17 protein-coding genes are annotated in these 15,718 nt (G+C 63.3%); 15 read left to right on the top strand and 2 right to left on the bottom strand.

Going from position 1 to position 15,718, the window contains the following annotated elements:
* Positions 1-14: 14 nt before the first annotated feature.
* The 8 genes from truB to EU811_RS17830 all read left to right on the top strand — a co-directional run bounded on the left by truB (position 15) and on the right by EU811_RS17830 (position 7,715).
* Positions 15-932, top strand: coding sequence for a tRNA pseudouridine(55) synthase TruB (gene truB / locus EU811_RS17865; protein WP_187697239.1), 918 nt, complete (start codon positions 15-17; stop codon positions 930-932).
* A gap of 2 nt (positions 933-934) precedes the next feature.
* Entirely contained in the window at positions 935-1,288 is a 354-nt protein-coding gene (locus tag EU811_RS17860) for a hypothetical protein (RefSeq protein ID WP_142939655.1), read from the top strand.
* A 20-nt stretch (positions 1,289-1,308) separates the two neighbouring features.
* Positions 1,309-1,743 (top strand): hypothetical protein, encoded by a 435-nt coding sequence (locus EU811_RS17855; RefSeq protein WP_223942222.1) that lies wholly within the window; start codon positions 1,309-1,311, stop codon positions 1,741-1,743.
* 88 nt (positions 1,744-1,831) lie between these two features.
* Complete coding sequence (locus EU811_RS17850; protein WP_142939653.1) at positions 1,832-2,854, top strand: bifunctional riboflavin kinase/FAD synthetase; 1,023 nt, start codon at positions 1,832-1,834, stop codon at positions 2,852-2,854.
* Positions 2,855-2,974: 120 nt separating this feature from the next.
* Positions 2,975-3,244: a 30S ribosomal protein S15 gene (gene rpsO, locus EU811_RS17845; RefSeq protein WP_142939652.1), complete on the top strand. Its 270-nt coding sequence runs from the start codon at positions 2,975-2,977 to the stop codon at positions 3,242-3,244.
* 243 nt (positions 3,245-3,487) lie between these two features.
* On the top strand, positions 3,488-5,740 hold the full coding sequence (locus EU811_RS17840) for a polyribonucleotide nucleotidyltransferase (RefSeq protein ID WP_011774282.1): 2,253 nt from the start codon (positions 3,488-3,490) through the stop codon (positions 5,738-5,740).
* 81 nt (positions 5,741-5,821) lie between these two features.
* Entirely contained in the window at positions 5,822-7,165 is a 1,344-nt protein-coding gene (locus tag EU811_RS17835) for a M16 family metallopeptidase (protein ID WP_142939651.1), read from the top strand.
* Between the two features lie 88 nt (positions 7,166-7,253).
* Positions 7,254-7,715: a DUF1579 family protein gene (locus EU811_RS17830; protein WP_142939650.1), complete on the top strand. Its 462-nt coding sequence runs from the start codon at positions 7,254-7,256 to the stop codon at positions 7,713-7,715.
* A gap of 30 nt (positions 7,716-7,745) precedes the next feature.
* Here the strand turns inward: EU811_RS17830 and EU811_RS17825 are convergent, their stop codons facing one another.
* Both EU811_RS17825 and moaA read right to left on the bottom strand, forming a co-directional pair.
* The gene (locus tag EU811_RS17825) at positions 7,746-8,012 is read right to left on the bottom strand and encodes a MoaD/ThiS family protein (protein ID WP_142939649.1); all 267 of its coding nucleotides are present in this window, start codon (positions 8,010-8,012) and stop codon (positions 7,746-7,748) included.
* A 4-nt stretch (positions 8,013-8,016) separates the two neighbouring features.
* Positions 8,017-9,156 carry a GTP 3',8-cyclase MoaA gene (moaA, locus tag EU811_RS17820; RefSeq protein ID WP_142939648.1) on the bottom strand — a complete coding sequence of 380 codons (1,140 nt, stop codon included), beginning with the start codon at positions 9,154-9,156 and terminating at the stop codon, positions 8,017-8,019.
* A gap of 150 nt (positions 9,157-9,306) precedes the next feature.
* Between moaA and EU811_RS17815 the strand changes: the two genes are divergently transcribed.
* Genes EU811_RS17815 through EU811_RS17785 form a run of 7 tightly spaced genes read left to right on the top strand, consistent with a single transcriptional unit; the run spans position 9,307 to position 15,676 of the window.
* A complete protein-coding gene (locus EU811_RS17815; RefSeq protein ID WP_238703449.1) occupies positions 9,307-10,107 on the top strand; it encodes a response regulator transcription factor in 801 nt (266 codons plus the stop codon).
* Positions 10,094-11,356, top strand: coding sequence for a sensor histidine kinase (locus EU811_RS17810; RefSeq protein WP_142939647.1), 1,263 nt, complete (start codon positions 10,094-10,096; stop codon positions 11,354-11,356). Before EU811_RS17815 ends, EU811_RS17810 begins: the two co-directional genes overlap by 14 nt.
* A complete protein-coding gene (locus EU811_RS17805) occupies positions 11,353-12,933 on the top strand; it encodes a molybdopterin-dependent oxidoreductase (protein ID WP_142939646.1) in 1,581 nt (526 codons plus the stop codon). Before EU811_RS17810 ends, EU811_RS17805 begins: the two co-directional genes overlap by 4 nt.
* Positions 12,934-12,992: 59 nt before the next feature.
* A complete protein-coding gene (locus EU811_RS17800) occupies positions 12,993-14,219 on the top strand; it encodes a molybdopterin molybdotransferase MoeA (protein WP_142939645.1) in 1,227 nt (408 codons plus the stop codon).
* A complete protein-coding gene (gene moaC / locus EU811_RS17795) occupies positions 14,207-14,737 on the top strand; it encodes a cyclic pyranopterin monophosphate synthase MoaC (RefSeq protein ID WP_142939644.1) in 531 nt (176 codons plus the stop codon). Before EU811_RS17800 ends, moaC begins: the two co-directional genes overlap by 13 nt.
* Positions 14,734-15,231: a MogA/MoaB family molybdenum cofactor biosynthesis protein gene (locus EU811_RS17790; RefSeq protein ID WP_142939643.1), complete on the top strand. Its 498-nt coding sequence runs from the start codon at positions 14,734-14,736 to the stop codon at positions 15,229-15,231. Before moaC ends, EU811_RS17790 begins: the two co-directional genes overlap by 4 nt.
* Positions 15,221-15,676, top strand: coding sequence for a molybdenum cofactor biosynthesis protein MoaE (locus EU811_RS17785; RefSeq protein ID WP_142939642.1), 456 nt, complete (start codon positions 15,221-15,223; stop codon positions 15,674-15,676). The genes EU811_RS17790 and EU811_RS17785 overlap by 11 nt, the downstream gene beginning before the upstream one ends.
* Positions 15,677-15,718 lie beyond the last annotated feature (42 nt).

The following is a 15,718-nucleotide window of genomic DNA, read 5'->3' as shown; positions in this document are numbered from 1 at the left end:
ATATACTGGTAAGCGTGCTTTCTGGACTGGTAATCGTTGACAAACCGCAGGGATGGACCAGCCATGATGTGGTTGGCCGGATGCGGCGGCTGGCCGGCACCCGAAAAGTGGGGCATGCGGGCACGCTGGATCCCATGGCAACCGGTGTGCTGGTGCTGGGCATTAACAAGGCGACGCGTCTTCTGACCTACATCGTGGGCACCTCCAAGACGTATACGGCCACCATCCGGCTGGGCGAAACCACCATCACTGACGACGCCGAGGGCGAGGTCACGGAGGCCCGCAGCGCAGCGGCCATTACCGACGACGCCTTAGCTGCCGGCGTCGCTGCCCTCACCGGGCCCATTCAACAGGTTCCGAGCAGCGTGAGTGCCATCAAAGTCAACGGCGAACGCTCCTATGCCCGCGTTCGCTCGGGTGAAGAGGTCAAGCTCGCGGCCCGCCCGGTCACCATCCACCGCTTTGATGTCCACTCCATCACCAGGATCGACGGCGGCCGGGTAGTCGACGTCGAGGTCACCGTGGAGTGCTCCTCCGGAACGTACATCAGGGCGTTGGCCCGGGACCTCGGCGGTGCCTTGGGCGTCGGGGGACACCTCACAGCCTTGCGGAGGACCCAGGTTGGCCCATACTCCCTGGACCAGGCCCGCACGTTGGAGCAGCTGGCAGAAGAGCTTGAGGTTCTGGAGATGTCCTTGGCGGCACGTGCACTCATGCCCAACCGGGAGCTCAGCGAGGACGAAACCACCGAAATTTCCTTCGGCCGCCGCATCGCTGCCGGTCCGGGAGCAGGAACGCCCGACGCCGCCACGGCCGAAAAGCCTGCCGCAGCCTTCGCGCCGTCGGGAGAGCTGGTGGCGTTGCTTGCAGATACAGGCAACTTCGCGAAACCCGTGCTGGTCTTTGCGCCGGGAACCGGGCAGGCAAAGTAACCATGGACGGATACTTTTACGCCATCCTGATCGTCGGATTGGTGTCCACGGTCATGTGCATCGTGGCTGGTTTGATGAAGAAGGCCCCGAACGACCCCACCATCTTTTCCGTACTCGCCGTTGAGCTGGTTCTGGTGGTGTATCTGGTGGGCTCGATCGTCCGGGTGGCCATGGGCGAACAGATGGCCGGTGAAGCCTGGGAGTTCTGGGGCTACCTCATTGTTGCCATGATGATTCCCCTGGGAGCTGTCTATTGGGCCATCCTTGAACGAACCCGCTGGAGCAACTTTGTCCTGGCAGCAGTGGGCGTTACTGCCCTGGTGATGGCCGCCCGCATGAATCAGATCTGGTACTGACCTTGAAGAAAGAACACAACGTGACTGGAACCGAGACCAACCCGGCCAACCGGCAGCCGCAGCGGAAGGACACCCGGAACACCGGCCCTGGACGCCTGCTGATCGCGGTCTACGCAATATTTGCGTTGTCGGCCACAGCTCGTGCCGGTTACCAGATCGCCACCAAGTTCGCCGAAGCTCCCTTGGCGCATATCTTGTCGGCGTTCGCCGCCGTCGTCTACATTGTGGCGACTGTCTCGCTTGCCAAGCCGGGCCGCACTTGGTTCAAGGTTTCCCTGGCTGCTGTGCTCACTGAGCTTGTGGGTGTGCTGGTGGTAGGAGCGATCAGCCTCTTTGATCCAATTGCTTTCCCGCATGACACCGTGTGGTCCCTGTTCGGACGTGGATACGGCTTTGTTCCGCTGGTCCTGCCGATCCTGGGCCTTTTGTGGCTCAACAAACGCCGACCGTCCTGAGTCAAACACCCTAGCGGGTAACCTTAGATTGTTCCGGCGCCGGGAGGTTGCCGGGCAGAACGAACATCTGCAGTAAAAGGCGAGGTTGATGGTCCACATCTGGAACGATCCCACTGAAGTCCCCAAGGACTTCGGACCTACTGTCGTTACCATCGGGAACTTTGACGGCGTGCATCGGGGTCATCAGCATGTTCTGTCGCAAGTGACCGACACAGCCAAGCGGCACAACATCCCCTCGGTTGCCGTGACCTTCGATCCCCATCCCGCTCAGGTCCACAGGCCGGATTCTGCTCCTGAACTGATCATGGGGCTCCGGGACAAACTGGACGCCCTGGGCGACACCGGGGTGGACGCTGTGTTGGTGATGAAGTACACCCTCGACCTCGCCGCCATGACGCCCTTGGAGTTTGTCCGTGAAATCCTGGTTGAGGGACTCCACGCCGCGCACGTCGTTGTTGGTCACGACCTCCGCTTCGGCGCCGGCAATTCCGGCGACGTTCTCACCATGCAGGAACTGGGCGATCAGCTCGGTTTTGGTGTGCAGGTTGTCCATGAATACGGCGCCGGAGGCTTCCCGGTCCATGACGACGGCGATGCCGACCGCCGCTGTTCCTCCACCTGGGTGAGGGAGGCCTTGAGCGAAGGCGATGTAGTTACAGCTGCCGCGGTGTTGGGCCGCCCCCACCGCATGCGCGGTGAAGTGGTGCACGGAGCGGCCCGGGGACGGGATCTCGGCTTTCCGACGGCAAACCTTTCCCATGATTCCACCGGATACGTACCAGCTGACGGCATTTACGCGGGGTGGCTGATCGACCAAGCCGGCACGCGCTGGCCCGCCGCAATCTCCGTTGGTTCGAACCCCACCTTCGACGGCGTCAGCCGGCAGGTGGAAGCGCACGTGATCGACCGCCCCGAAGAGAACGTGGAAGACTTCGACCTCTACGGGCAGAATGTTGCCGTCGAATTTACGCAGCGCCTGCGCGGCATGGTGGCCTACCGTGGGCCGGAGGCTTTGGTCGAACAAATGTGCCTCGACGTAGCCCAGGCGCACGAACTGTTGACCCGGCGCCAGGGGCATTTCGACAACACTGCTGACGTGCCGGTAAACTGATCAGTGGATCCGGCTGCAGTCCGTGGCGGCTGGACCTGTTTTTGTGTGCGGCAACGTACCAGGGACAACCCGTCAGCGAGGCGCTGTTGCGGGAGGCACGGCACAACTCTAGGAGTTCACGTGGCACTTGACGCCGCTGTAAAGCAGTCCATCATCAAGGAATACGCAACCACTGAAGGCGACACCGGTTCACCCGAGGTCCAGGTTGCAGTCCTGACTCAGCGGATCAAAGATCTGACTGAGCACATGAAGGAGCACAAGCACGACTTCCACACCCAGCGCGGTCTGCTGGCCATGGTTGGTCGTCGCAAGCGCATGCTTACCTACCTGAAGAACACTGACATCGCCCGCTACCGTGCGCTCATCGAGCGTCTCGGCCTGCGCCGCTAGTCTGACTTAGGGGCGGCCCGGTCCCCAGCGGAACGGGCCGCCTTTTTCACCAACAACTAAAAACAGGAATCAACCGCATCGCGCATTCGCGGTCCTCGGTAGTGATTCCCGGGAACATCATCTGTGACGATGCCAACGCCCGTGGATCTCGATCGATGACCGGGTGTAGTACAGGCCAGGAAAAAAGAAGAGGCCTGGGTTGATGCGGCGGACTTCCGCTAACAGAAACGGAGGTGACTCTCTATGGAGGGTCCCGAAATCCAGTTCTCCGAAGCCATTATCGACAACGGCCGTTTTGGCAAGCGCGTCATTCGCTTCGAAACCGGCCGCCTTGCCAAGCAGGCAGCTGGCGCCTCGATGGTCTACATCGACGAAGACACCGCACTGCTCTCGGCAACCACGGCAGGCAAGCAGCCGCGCGAAGGTTTCGACTTCTTCCCGCTGACGGTTGACGTCGAGGAGCGCATGTACGCTGCCGGCCGTATCCCGGGCTCGTTCTTCCGCCGCGAAGGACGCCCGTCCACCGAAGCCATCCTGGCTTGCCGCCTCATGGACCGCCCGCTGCGCCCCGCCTTCGTGAAGGGCCTGCGCAACGAGGTCCAGATCGTGGTGACCGTTCTGGCCATCAACCCCGATGAGCTCTACGACGTCGTCGCCATCAACGCGTCCTCGATGTCCACGCAGCTTTCCGGCCTCCCGTTCTCCGGCCCGATCGGTGGCGTCCGCGTCGCCCTCATCGCCGACGAACAGGGTTCGCAGTGGGTCGCTTTCCCCAAGCACTCCCAGCTCGAGAACGCCGTGTTCAACATGGTTGTTGCCGGCCGCATTGCAGGTGACGACGTCGCCATCATGATGGTTGAAGCCGAAGCCACGGACAACTCCTGGAACCTCATCAAGGAACAGGGCGCAACCGCTCCTACCGAAGAGGTTGTTTCCGAGGGCCTCGAGGCTGCCAAGCCGTTCATCAAGGCACTCTGTGAAGCACAGGCTGACCTGGCAGCACGCGCTGCCAAGCCCACGGTTGAGTTCCCGGTCTTCCTGGATTACCAGGACGACGTCTACGCCGCTGTTGAAGCCGCTGCTGCCGACAAGCTGGCCGCTGTCTTCCAGATCGCTGACAAGCAGGACCGCGACAACGCCTCGGACGAGCTCAAGGACGAAGTCCTGGGTGCACTTGCCGGCCAGTTCGAGGGCCGCGAGAAAGAACTGTCCGCAGCTTTCCGCTCGGTCACCAAGCACGTTGTGCGCCAGCGAATCCTCAAGGACCAGGTCCGCATCGACGGCCGTGGCCTGACGGACATCCGCCAGCTGACTGCCGAGGTAGAGGTTCTGCCCCGCGTTCACGGTTCTGCAATCTTCGAGCGCGGCGAAACCCAGATCATGGGCGTCACCACGTTGAACATGCTCAAGATGGAGCAGCAGATCGACTCGTTGTCGCCGGTAACGCGCAAGCGCTACATGCACAACTACAACTTCCCGCCGTACTCCACCGGTGAAACCGGCCGCGTCGGTTCCCCGAAGCGCCGCGAAATCGGCCACGGTGCCCTGGCAGAGCGCGCTCTGGTGCCGGTTCTGCCCACCCGTGAAGAGTTCCCCTACGCGATCCGCCAGGTATCCGAGGCCCTCGGTTCCAACGGTTCGACCTCCATGGGTTCCGTCTGTGCTTCCACACTCTCCATGCTTAACGCAGGTGTGCCGCTGAAGGCAGCTGTTGCCGGTATCGCCATGGGCCTGGTTTCCGACCAGGTTGACGGCCAGACCCGCTACGCAGCCCTGACGGACATCCTCGGCGCCGAAGACGCTTTCGGTGACATGGACTTCAAGGTGGCAGGTACTTCCGAGTTCGTCACAGCTATCCAGCTGGACACCAAGCTCGACGGCATCCCCGCTTCCGTGCTGGCAGCAGCACTGAAGCAGGCCCGCGAAGCCCGCCTCCACATCCTCGAGGTCATCAACGCAGCGATCGACACCCCGGACGAGCTCTCCGAGTTCGCGCCGCGCGTTATCGCCGTCAAGATCCCCGTGGACAAGATCGGCGAGGTCATCGGCCCCAAGGGCAAGATGATCAACCAGATCCAGGAAGACACGGGCGCGGACATCTCCATCGAGGATGACGGCACTGTCTACATCGGCGCCACCAACGGACCGTCTGCCGACGCAGCACGCTCCGCCATCAACGCCATCGCCAACCCGCAGGTACCGGAAATCGGTGAGCGCTACCTGGGTACGGTCGTCAAGACCACCACCTTCGGCGCTTTCGTTTCCCTCACCCCGGGCAAGGACGGCCTGCTGCACATCTCCGAGCTCCGCAAGCTGGCCAATGGCAAGCGCGTGGACAACGTGGATGACGTCGTCTCCGTGGGCCAGAAGGTCCAGGTCGAGATCACCAAGATCGATGACCGCGGAAAGCTTTCCCTCTCCCCGGTTGTTGCCGAGGAAGAAGGAGCAGCCTCAGAGGACGCTCCGGCCGAGGCCGCTGAAGAGTCCGCAGAGTAGTCTGTAAGCAGTACACCCGGCAGGGCCGGTGGGCTTGAAAAAGCTCCACCGGCCCTTCCGGCCTTAACCTGAAAGGCCTTAATGACTGTCGTACCCTTGCCACTGGAACAGACCCTTCCCGGCGGCGAATTGATCCATGGTGCCGAGGGCGGTTCCGTCGTGCGGCGCTCGGTCCTGCCCGGCGGCGTGCGCGTCCTCACCGAGGCAATGCCCGGTCAGCGTTCGGCCACCATAGGGTTCTGGGTGGCAGTGGGTTCGCGTGATGAAGCGGACGGCCAGCATGGTTCCACACACTTTCTTGAGCACCTGTTGTTCAAGGGCACCAAACGGCGCACAGCCTTGGAAATCGCGTCCGCCTTCGACGAGGTGGGCGGTGAATCCAACGCGGCCACAGCCAAGGAAAGCACCTGCTACTTCGCCAGGGTCCTGGATACAGACCTCCCCATGGCCATCGACGTCATCGCGGACATGATCACCGGTGCGGTCTTGGATCCTGCCGAATTGGAGCAGGAACGCGACGTCATCCTTGAGGAGATCGCCATGGACAGCGACGACCCCACGGACGTCGCCCATGAGAAGTTCGTGGCCGCTGTCCTGGGCAACCACGCGCTGGCACGGCCTATCGGGGGAACGCCGGATGCTATTAGAGCCGTGGCAAGGGATTCGGTGTGGGCGCACTACCAGCGCTACTACCGACCGGAGGAACTGGTCATCACCGCAGCCGGCGGACTGGATCACGACGTCGTCTGCCAGCTGGTTGTGGATGCCCTGACAGCTGCTGGATGGCAGCTGGACGCCGACGCCGCGCCGGTAGACCGCCGGGGCACGAACCGTGCCGTCATCACGGGCACGGCCGGACTGCACGTAGTAAAGCGTCCTGTGGAGCAAGCCAATATCATCATGGGTTGCCCAACGATCGTTGCCACCGATGACCGCCGGTTTGTCATGAGCGTGCTCAATGCCGTACTGGGCGGAGGCATGTCCTCACGCCTGTTCCAGGAAATTCGTGAAAAGCGCGGCCTAGTGTACTCCACCTACTCTTTCACTGCCGCGTATGCGGACGCTGGCTACTTCGGAATGTATGCCGGCTGCACGCCGTCCAAGGTTCGCCAGGTCGTGGAACTCCTGGGCCTTGAGCTGGACAAGCTCGCCAAGGAAGGTATCACCGAGGAAGAGCTCCGGAAGGCTGTGGGCCAGCTTAGCGGCGGGATTGTCCTCGCGCTCGAAGACACGGGCTCCCGGATGTCGCGTCTTGGCCGGGCGGAATTGGTGTCCGGGGAGTTCCAGGACATCGACGAGACCCTGGCACGCATCAAGGCCGTCACCGTAGAGGATGTCCAGGACCTCGCCCGTGAACTCGCAGCGGCGCCCCGGACCATCACTGTTGTTGGTCCTTTTGAGGAAACCGAAACTTTCGGGCTCTAGGTTCCCGTCCGGAACCTCTGGACTCCCGCACTGTAAACAGGGCAGCATGATCACACGATGATGCTGCCCTGACTACTTTGGAGCCCTGATGGATGCGCCCTCAAGCGGCCAAGCCGCGGAGATGCTGCGGGATTTCCTTGGTCATTGGCGCGGCATTACGGAGATCGCAGCGTCTCCTTGGGGAACTGCTCGGACTGCAGAAGCCGAGGCGGTGTTTACCAAGGCTGCGGGCGGATATGCCGTGGTTCAGAGCTATAGGCACCGCGAAGCCGACGGCACGCATTTCGAAGGTCATGGCATGTTCACTGTTGACCGGGACCACGGCGACACGCTGTGGTACTACGTGGACAGCATGGGACGGCCACCGGCGAGCCCGGTCCGTGGGACATGGAATGCAGGCACGTTGACCCTGGACCGGCGGACAGCCGACGGCGTAGCCCGGCACACATTCCGCGTGGACGATGGCGTCCTGGTGCACACCGCAGACTTGAGGCTTGAAGGATCCGCTGAGTTCAGCCCGTTGTTGAAGAGCGTGTTCCGGAAAGCGTGAACCCGCGCAGCGCTGGCGCCCTGTGCGGTCCTAGCCTCCGGCGAACGGCGGCAATACGTCGATGACGTCGTCGCTTCCCAAGGGAGCTGTACGGTCGCGGACGGCCACCTCGTTGCGAAGGAAACTGCTGCGTGCCACGATCCTGGCGAGCGGCGGCGTGCCTTCGGGGGGAAGCGGACGTTCGACGGCGAGGGCAGCTTCCAGCAGCGCCTCCAGGCTGGTTCCTTCCGGGAGGGAGTGAAGTTCTTCTTCCACCCCGGCGGCCGCGCGTGCGGCAGCGAAGTAACGGACAAGCAAAGGTTCAGCCTCCGATTGCGCTCATGCTGCGGTCCGGCTGGACGAAGTCCGCTGCGCCGAGACCTGTGTGGTCCATGCCGTGGGCTTTGGGTTTGACCCACATGGCGTCCTGCCACCGCGACGCCAATTGGTCATCCGTGGCACCTTCACGAAGGAGGCCCAACAGGTCGAATTCTTCGCGGGAGAAAAGACAGCTCATGATCTTGCCCTCCGCGGTGATGCGGGTACGGCGGCAGTCGGAGCAGAACGGCTCAGTGACTGATGCGATGATGCCGACTGTACCGAGGACCGGCCCTGTGGCGACGCCCGTTGCCGCGTCCCGGCGTCGTACTTCAAACCGTTCGGCCGGTGCGCCGTCCCGCTCGCGGGGGTCGTTGTCCAGCACGAAGTCTCGGGAGAGCAGTCCACGAATCTCGGCGGCCGTGATCATGTTGCGTCGGGTCCAGCCGTGGTCCGCGTCCAAGGGCATTTGTTCGATGAAGCGGAGTTCGTAGCCGCGGCCCAGGGCCCATTCCAGAAGATCCGGCGACTCGGCGTCGTTGATGCCGCGCATCAGCACAGCGTTCAGTTTTACCGGGCCCAACCCGGCCGCCCAAGCGGCATCCACGCCGGCCAGGACGCGATCCAGGAAGGGGCGACGGGTAAGTTTGGTGAAGGTCTCCTCATGGAGGGAATCGAGCGAGACATTGATGCGGGTAAGACCCGCGGCTTTCAGTGCTGCGGCCTTCTTATCCAGTCCCACGCCATTGGTGGTCATGGAGATGGGGAGGTCCGGGTGGTCCGCGCGGATGCCGGCAATGATGTCCACCAAGTCGGCGCGGACCAGGGGCTCGCCACCAGTCAGGCGGAGTTCCCGCACGCCCAGGGCGTTGACGCCGACACGGACGATTCGGACTATCTCGTCCCTGGTCATCACTGCCTGTTTCGAGAGCCATTCGAGTCCCTCGGCAGGCATGCAGTAGGTGCAGCGCAGGTTGCACTTGTCCGTCAAGGAAAGGCGCATATCCGTTGCGCGGCGGCCATAACGATCCCACAGCCCGGTGGGCGTGCCGGCTGGACGTGGTGGCGGAACTGCAACGCCGCTTTCCGGGCTGCGTGCCGCGCCGCCCGGAGGGGGCACCGGCATGCCTAGCTGAACACTCATAAATTCAGGCTACGCCACCGTGGCTGGATCAGTGACACCCGTTACAGTCGCAGAGTCCTTAACCCACACAGTTCTTACGGATTCCAAACGCTTGTGCACTTTGGGCCAGGAACGCGTGCCGGCCACCGTCAGCAAACCTATGCTGAAAGCGTGACCACAAATGCGGCATCAGCAGCGGAGCCGGGGAATCGTCGGATCCTCCTGGTGGAGGATGAACAGACCATTGCCGACGTCGTCCGTGACTACCTGCTCAAAGCCGGGTTCCAGGTGGACATGGCGGGGGATGGTTTCACCGCACTCGACCTTGCAGCCACGCGGCAACCCGATCTTGTCATCCTGGATCGTATGCTGCCAGGACTGGACGGCGTGGAGGTGTGCCGCCGGCTTCGTCTAAGCATGAGCGTTCCCGTCATCATGGTCACAGCCTTGGGAACCGAAGATGACCGGATTTTGGGCCTGGAGATGGGCGCGGATGACTACGTCACCAAACCCTTTTCCCCGCGTGAACTGGTCCTCCGGGTGAAGTCGGTACTGCGCCGGAGTATCAAGGAGTTCACTCCGGAACCGCCGGTGGAAGCCGCAGGACTGGAACTGGATCCTGCCTCCCGGACCGTGACGCACCACGGAGTTCCGCTGGCTCTGACGGTCCGTGAATTCGACCTCCTGGCTTTCCTGATGCGAAGGCCCCACCAGGTCTTCAGCCGGGAAGAACTCATCAAGGCCGTATGGGGCTGGGACTTCGGTGATCTGTCTACCGTCACCGTCCACGTCCGGCGCCTACGGGAGAAGATAGAAGCCAACCCCACCAAACCCGAACTGCTTAAGACAGTTTGGGGCGTTGGCTACCGCTTCGATGGCAAGCGGTCTGAGACCGAAACTGTGCGGCCCGACGTGTCAGGGCCCGACATGTCGGGGCCCAACGTTTCAGGGGGTGACCATGGAAGGCAGTGAGCTGTGGACCATCCTGGCATGGGTCCTGTTCTGGGCTGTGGTCATTGGGGCCGCCACGTGGGCGCTTCTCAGGCTGCTCCGCCGGGCCTCGGTACTCGCCCAGATCTGCCTGGTGGTGGTTGCCACTGTAGCTGTGCTGGTGGCAGGAATGGTCAGTGCCTTCAACGCGATGTTCATTTCCGCGCGGGACCTTGAGGTCATGTGGTACATCCTGGCCACTGCCTCAGCCGTCGCCGTGGCTCTGTCACTGATGCTCGGTGCCGGCGTCTCACGCAATGCGGCCCACCTTGTTGACGCTGCCCGACGCCTTGGTCGTGGCGAAACACTGAAACATACCGTGGCGGAGGGTCGGGGGAGCGCTCCCGCCATGACATCCGAACTCGCCGAATTGGCCCAGGAACTTGAGGCCAGCAGCCGCAGCCTGGCCGAATCGCGGGAACGCGAAGCTGCTATTGAGGCCGCCCGCCGGGAGCTGGTGTCATGGATATCCCATGACCTCCGTACACCATTGGCCAGCATGCGCGCCATGACCGAGGCCCTTGAAGACGGTATGGCATCAGATGTGCAGGGCTATTACCGGAAGATCATCGGGCAGACAGAGCAGATGACGGCCATGGTCAACGACCTCCTGGAACTGTCCAAGATTCAGGCCGGCACCCTCCGCCTGCGTGCCGAACCGCTGGACTTGTACGACCTCGTCAGCGACGCGATCTCTGACCTGGCGCCGCTAGCCGCCAGGAAAGGCATCAGGCTCGACGGCGGCGGTGACCGTGAGTGCATGGCCGTCGCCGACGGACCAAGCCTCGCCCGGGCCGTGCGGAACATACTTCTCAACGCCATCATCTACAGCGAACCCGGCAGCGACGTCCACATCAGCGTCGGCGGCGAACGCGTTGGAGGTTCCGGCGGGAACGCCGTGATCGCTGTGGAGGACCAGTGCGGCGGCATCCCGGACGAGGACCTTCCGCACCTGTTCGAAACGGGATGGCAGAAAGACCCCGCCCGTCGCACTACGGAAGAGATGCAAGGCAGCTACAGCGGGGCAGGCATCGGCCTGAGCATGGTGGCTGGCATCGTCAAGGCGCATGGGGGAGCGGTCACCGTGGATAACGTCGACGGCGGTTGCCGCTTTGCGCTGTCACTTCCGGCCAAGGCGCCCTCATCGGAATCGCGGATGCCGTCCATGACATCAATGACTCCCACCCATCAACCCATCGCCAGAGAACACCGCCATGGAGGCATCTCATGAGTACGCTCGCACCCGGTACCACCCAGCAGCGAGGCACCATGGGCAGGCCCGCGCTGTGGGCGGCAGCCGCCGGCGTAGCAGCCGGCGCCGCGGGGATCGCGGCGGGCGAACTGGCTGCCGGTCTCCTGAGCCCCCTGGTATCGCCTGTTACAGCCCTCGGTGGTGCGGTGATCGATGCCGTACCGCCCGGGGTCAAGGATCTGGCGGTGCAGTTGTTCGGTACTGCAGACAAGATCGTGCTGGTGGCCTGCATTGTGAGCGTCGCAGGAATTCTGGCGGCGCTTGCTGGCATCCTGGAACGTCGCCGCACCGGCTGGGGCCTGGCACTGGCTGGACTGGCGGGCGCAGCCGGACTGACCGCCGTCGTGACCCGAGCCCAAGCGAGCCCCCAAGCGGCCCTTGCACCGATCGTTGCCGCCATTGTCACCATGCTGCTGCTGCGAACGCTCATACGTCGGCTCGCAACCTGGGCTCCCTCCGAAGAAACCCCCGGCCGTGAGGAGGCACCACTGGCTCGGCGGAGCTTTCTGAACGCCTTGGCTGGAACCTCACTCGCCGCCGTCGTGGCCGGAACAGTGACCACTGTCCTCACCAGGGCTACAGCAGTGGCGTCAGGTTTCCGCGGCTCCATGACGCTCCCGGAACCCGCCACGCCGGCGCAAACCATTCCTGCAGGTGCGTCCCTTCCCGTGGATGGCATCAGCCCCCTGGTCACCCCGAACGCGGATTTCTACAGGATCGACACCGCCTTGACGGTGCCGGCCATCGATCCTCCTGCCTGGAAACTGAAGGTCACCGGAATGGTGGAACGCGAAGTTGAAATGGACTTCGCCACCCTCCTGGCCAAGCCCATGACAGAACGCCACATCACCATCGCCTGCGTGTCCAACAATGTAGGTGGCGACCTCATCGGCAATGCCCTCTGGCTGGGCTGGCCCGTACGGGAACTCCTGGCCATGGCAGGACCCAAGGCCGGCGCGGACATGGTCCTCTCCACCAGTAACGACGGCTGGACGGCCAGCACTCCCTTGGAGGCCCTCACAGATGACCGTGACGCGCTCCTGGCCGTAGGCATGAACGGAGAGCCGCTCCCGCTGGAACACGGATTCCCCGTGCGGATGATCGTGCCGGGACTTTATGGCTTCGTCTCGGCCACCAAATGGCTCACTGAACTCAAGGTCACACGCTTCGCCGACGACACCGCGTACTGGACGCCCCGTGGTTGGAGCGATCGAGGTCCCATCAAGACGCAATCGCGCATCGATATACCCCGCAGCGGCCGGAGCGTCCAAGCAGGCAAGGTGCAGTTCGGCGGCGTAGCCTGGGCCCAGCACAGGGGAGTCAACCGCGTAGAGCTCCGCGTCAACCGCGGACCATGGCAGCAGGCAGCGCTGGCCAGCCCGATCTCCTCAGACACCTGGTATCAGTGGCAGTTGGGCCTCGATCTCACGCCAGGGGACTACGAAGTGCAGGTCCGGGCAACCGATTCCACCGGTGTTCCTCAGACTGAAGACAAAGCGCCGGTAGCCCCGGATGGTGCCACCGGCTATCACACCATCAACGTCAAAGTGGGCTGAGGCCCTAGTCTGGGTACGTCCGGAGGTTTCGCCGGAAGCCAGCGTGTCCACACAGGAGGATGTCCGTGCCCAGATCTGTTGCAGCCCACCGCCAGGCAGTGGTGGAACTGCTGACCGGTGTCCTAGCCGACAAAGGGCACCTCCGCATGCCATTACTGGAGGCGCTGGGTAGGGCGCTCGCCGTCGACGTCCACGCGCCACTGTCACTGCCCCCGTTCGCCAACTCCCAAATGGACGGATTCGCCGTACGCTCAGCAGATATCCCCGACGGCGGTGCGGAGCTCCGGGTAGCGGAGCCGGTTCCGGCAGGTGCCGCGCCGGCAGCTCTCAAGCCCGGCTTTGCCGCCCCCATCATGACCGGAGCCGTGATCCCCGAGGGGGCCGACGCCGTCGTGCCCATTGAAAAGGCCACGCCGAACACTTTCCCGGACCCTGCAGCGGGCGAGGCTACCGTGGTCCTGCCTTCAGTCGCCTCCGGCACCTACGTCCGGGACAGCGGCAGCGACATCGGCAAGGGTGCGCTGGCGTTGGCCGCCAGTACGCGGATGGGGCCTGCACAATTGGGCTTGCTGGCCGCCTTGGGCCTGACAACCGTTCAGGTCCGCCAACCCTGCCGTGTCCTCTTGGTCACCACCGGAGATGAGGTAGTGGAGCCGGGGTCCGAACTCACAGCAGGCAAGATCTTCGATTCCAACGGGACACTGCTCGAAGCGTCCATGCGACAGGCCGGCCTGGACGTGGTCCGCACCGGGATTTCCGAAGACGATCCCTCCAAACTGCTGGCGGTCCTTCGTCGTCATACCGGGCCGGCGGAGGACCGGGTAGATCTCATCGTCACCACCGGGGGAGTGAGCAAGGGCGCCTACGAGGTAGTCCGGCAAGCCATGGCGAACCAGCCGGTGGAATTCCAGCCGGTCGCCATGCAGCCAGGCGGACCGCAAGGATTGGGCACCTTTGAGGGCGTGCCCTTCCTGGGCTTTCCGGGGAACCCGGTCAGTTGCCTGGTCTCCTTCGAAATGTTTCTCCGGCCCGCCCTTTCGCAGGTACAGGGAACCCCGGCCCCGAGACCGGTGGTCAGGGCACGCCTGAGCGAACCGCTGATTTCCCCGGAAGGAAAACACCAGGTTCGCCGCGGAACCATGGGCACCGATGGCACGGTCCGGATGGAAGGTGGCGCAGGTTCCCACCTGGTCCATGCCCTGGCCCGGGCAAACGCCCTGGTGCAGATCCCCGGCGACGTCACGGAACTCGCCGAAGGGGACGAAGTGGAAGTATGGATGCTGTGAACCACACTCCCGAAAATTCCGGTGGCCTGACCCACCTCAGGCAGGACGGCACCGCGCAGATGGTGGACGTCTCCCAAAAAGCCGTCACTACTCGTGTTGCGACTGCCACGGCCACTGTCCGCAGCACGCCCGCGGTGCTGGCCCTGCTGGGTGCCGGCGAGCTGCCCAAGGGCGATGCCCTCGCCGTGGCGCGCGTCGCAGGGATCATGGCGGCAAAGAAGACCCCCGATCTGATTCCGTTGTGCCATCCATTGCCGATCTCCAAGGTCACCGTGGACTTTGAGCTGGACACCGACTCGATTGGCATCCTGGCAACGGTCAAGACCAAAGGCGTGACCGGCGTCGAAATGGAAGCCCTGACGGCGGCCTCGGTGGCGGCCTTGAGCGTCTACGACATGATCAAGGCCGTGGACAAGCATGCAGTGCTGACCGATATACGGGTCCTCGCCAAGAGCGGCGGAAAAAGCGGGGACTGGGACGTCTCTGGAGTATCAACGCCACGTGAGGCCGGCGCGTGAGTGCGTGCGAGCCGAACACGCTGCGGAAAGCCGGCATCGTGATCGCGTCAACCCGCGCGGCCGCTGGAGTCTACGCCGATGAGACAGGTCCGATCATCCTCGATTGGCTCAGCGAGCACGGCTTCGATACGTTCCCCACCATGGTGGTGCCGGACGGTGAGCCTGTTGGAGCTGCCCTGAGAGCACTCCTGACACAGGAACCCGCCGTAATTGTCACCAGCGGAGGAACGGGCCTTAGCCCGGATGACCGCACGCCCGAAATGACCTTGCCGCTCCTGGAACGTGAGATTCCGGGCATCATGGAGGGCATTCGGCGCGCCGGCGCTGCCAAAACCCCCATGGCCATGCTCAGCCGTGGCCACGCCGGAACAGTAGGGAAGACGTTTATCATCAACCTGCCTGGATCCCCGAAAGGCGTCATGGACGGCTTGGCTGTCCTGGACCCTGTGATCGGGCACCTTTGTGAACAGTTGGAAGGAAATCATGGGCACTGAAACAAACTTTGAAGTGGTCAGCGCCGTTCTCAGCGCCGAGCCGATTTCCGTGGACCAAGCCATCAAGGCGGTCGAATCGGATACCGCGGGAGCCGTTGTCAGCTTCAGTGGCGTCGTCCGAAACCACGACAGCGGCAAGGCTGTGGACCGGCTGAGCTACAGCGCGCATCCCACAGCCCACCAGGTGATGTCAGAGGTCGTGGCGCAGCTGGTGGCAGAGCACTCCGGAGAAGCTGCACAGCCGGTTCGGATCTGGGCTGCCCACAGGATCGGCATGTTGGAGATCGGGGACCCCGCGCTGGTATGTGCGGTGGCTGCTGCCCACCGCGGCCAGGCGTTCGCTGTGTGTGCCGAGCTTGTGGACCGGGTCAAAGAGCAGGTCCCCATTTGGAAGGAACAGTTCTTCACTGATGGCACTGTGGAATGGGTCGGGGCAGGGGAGTAGGCCCGAGTCACGGTTCCTCCCGGGCTCCGACCCGGCGGTAGG

The sequence above is a fragment of the Arthrobacter sp. TS-15 genome (genome assembly GCF_006964045.1).
Classification (GTDB): domain Bacteria; phylum Actinomycetota; class Actinomycetes; order Actinomycetales; family Micrococcaceae; genus Arthrobacter.
This window is presented reverse-complemented; position numbering and strand designations above follow the sequence as displayed.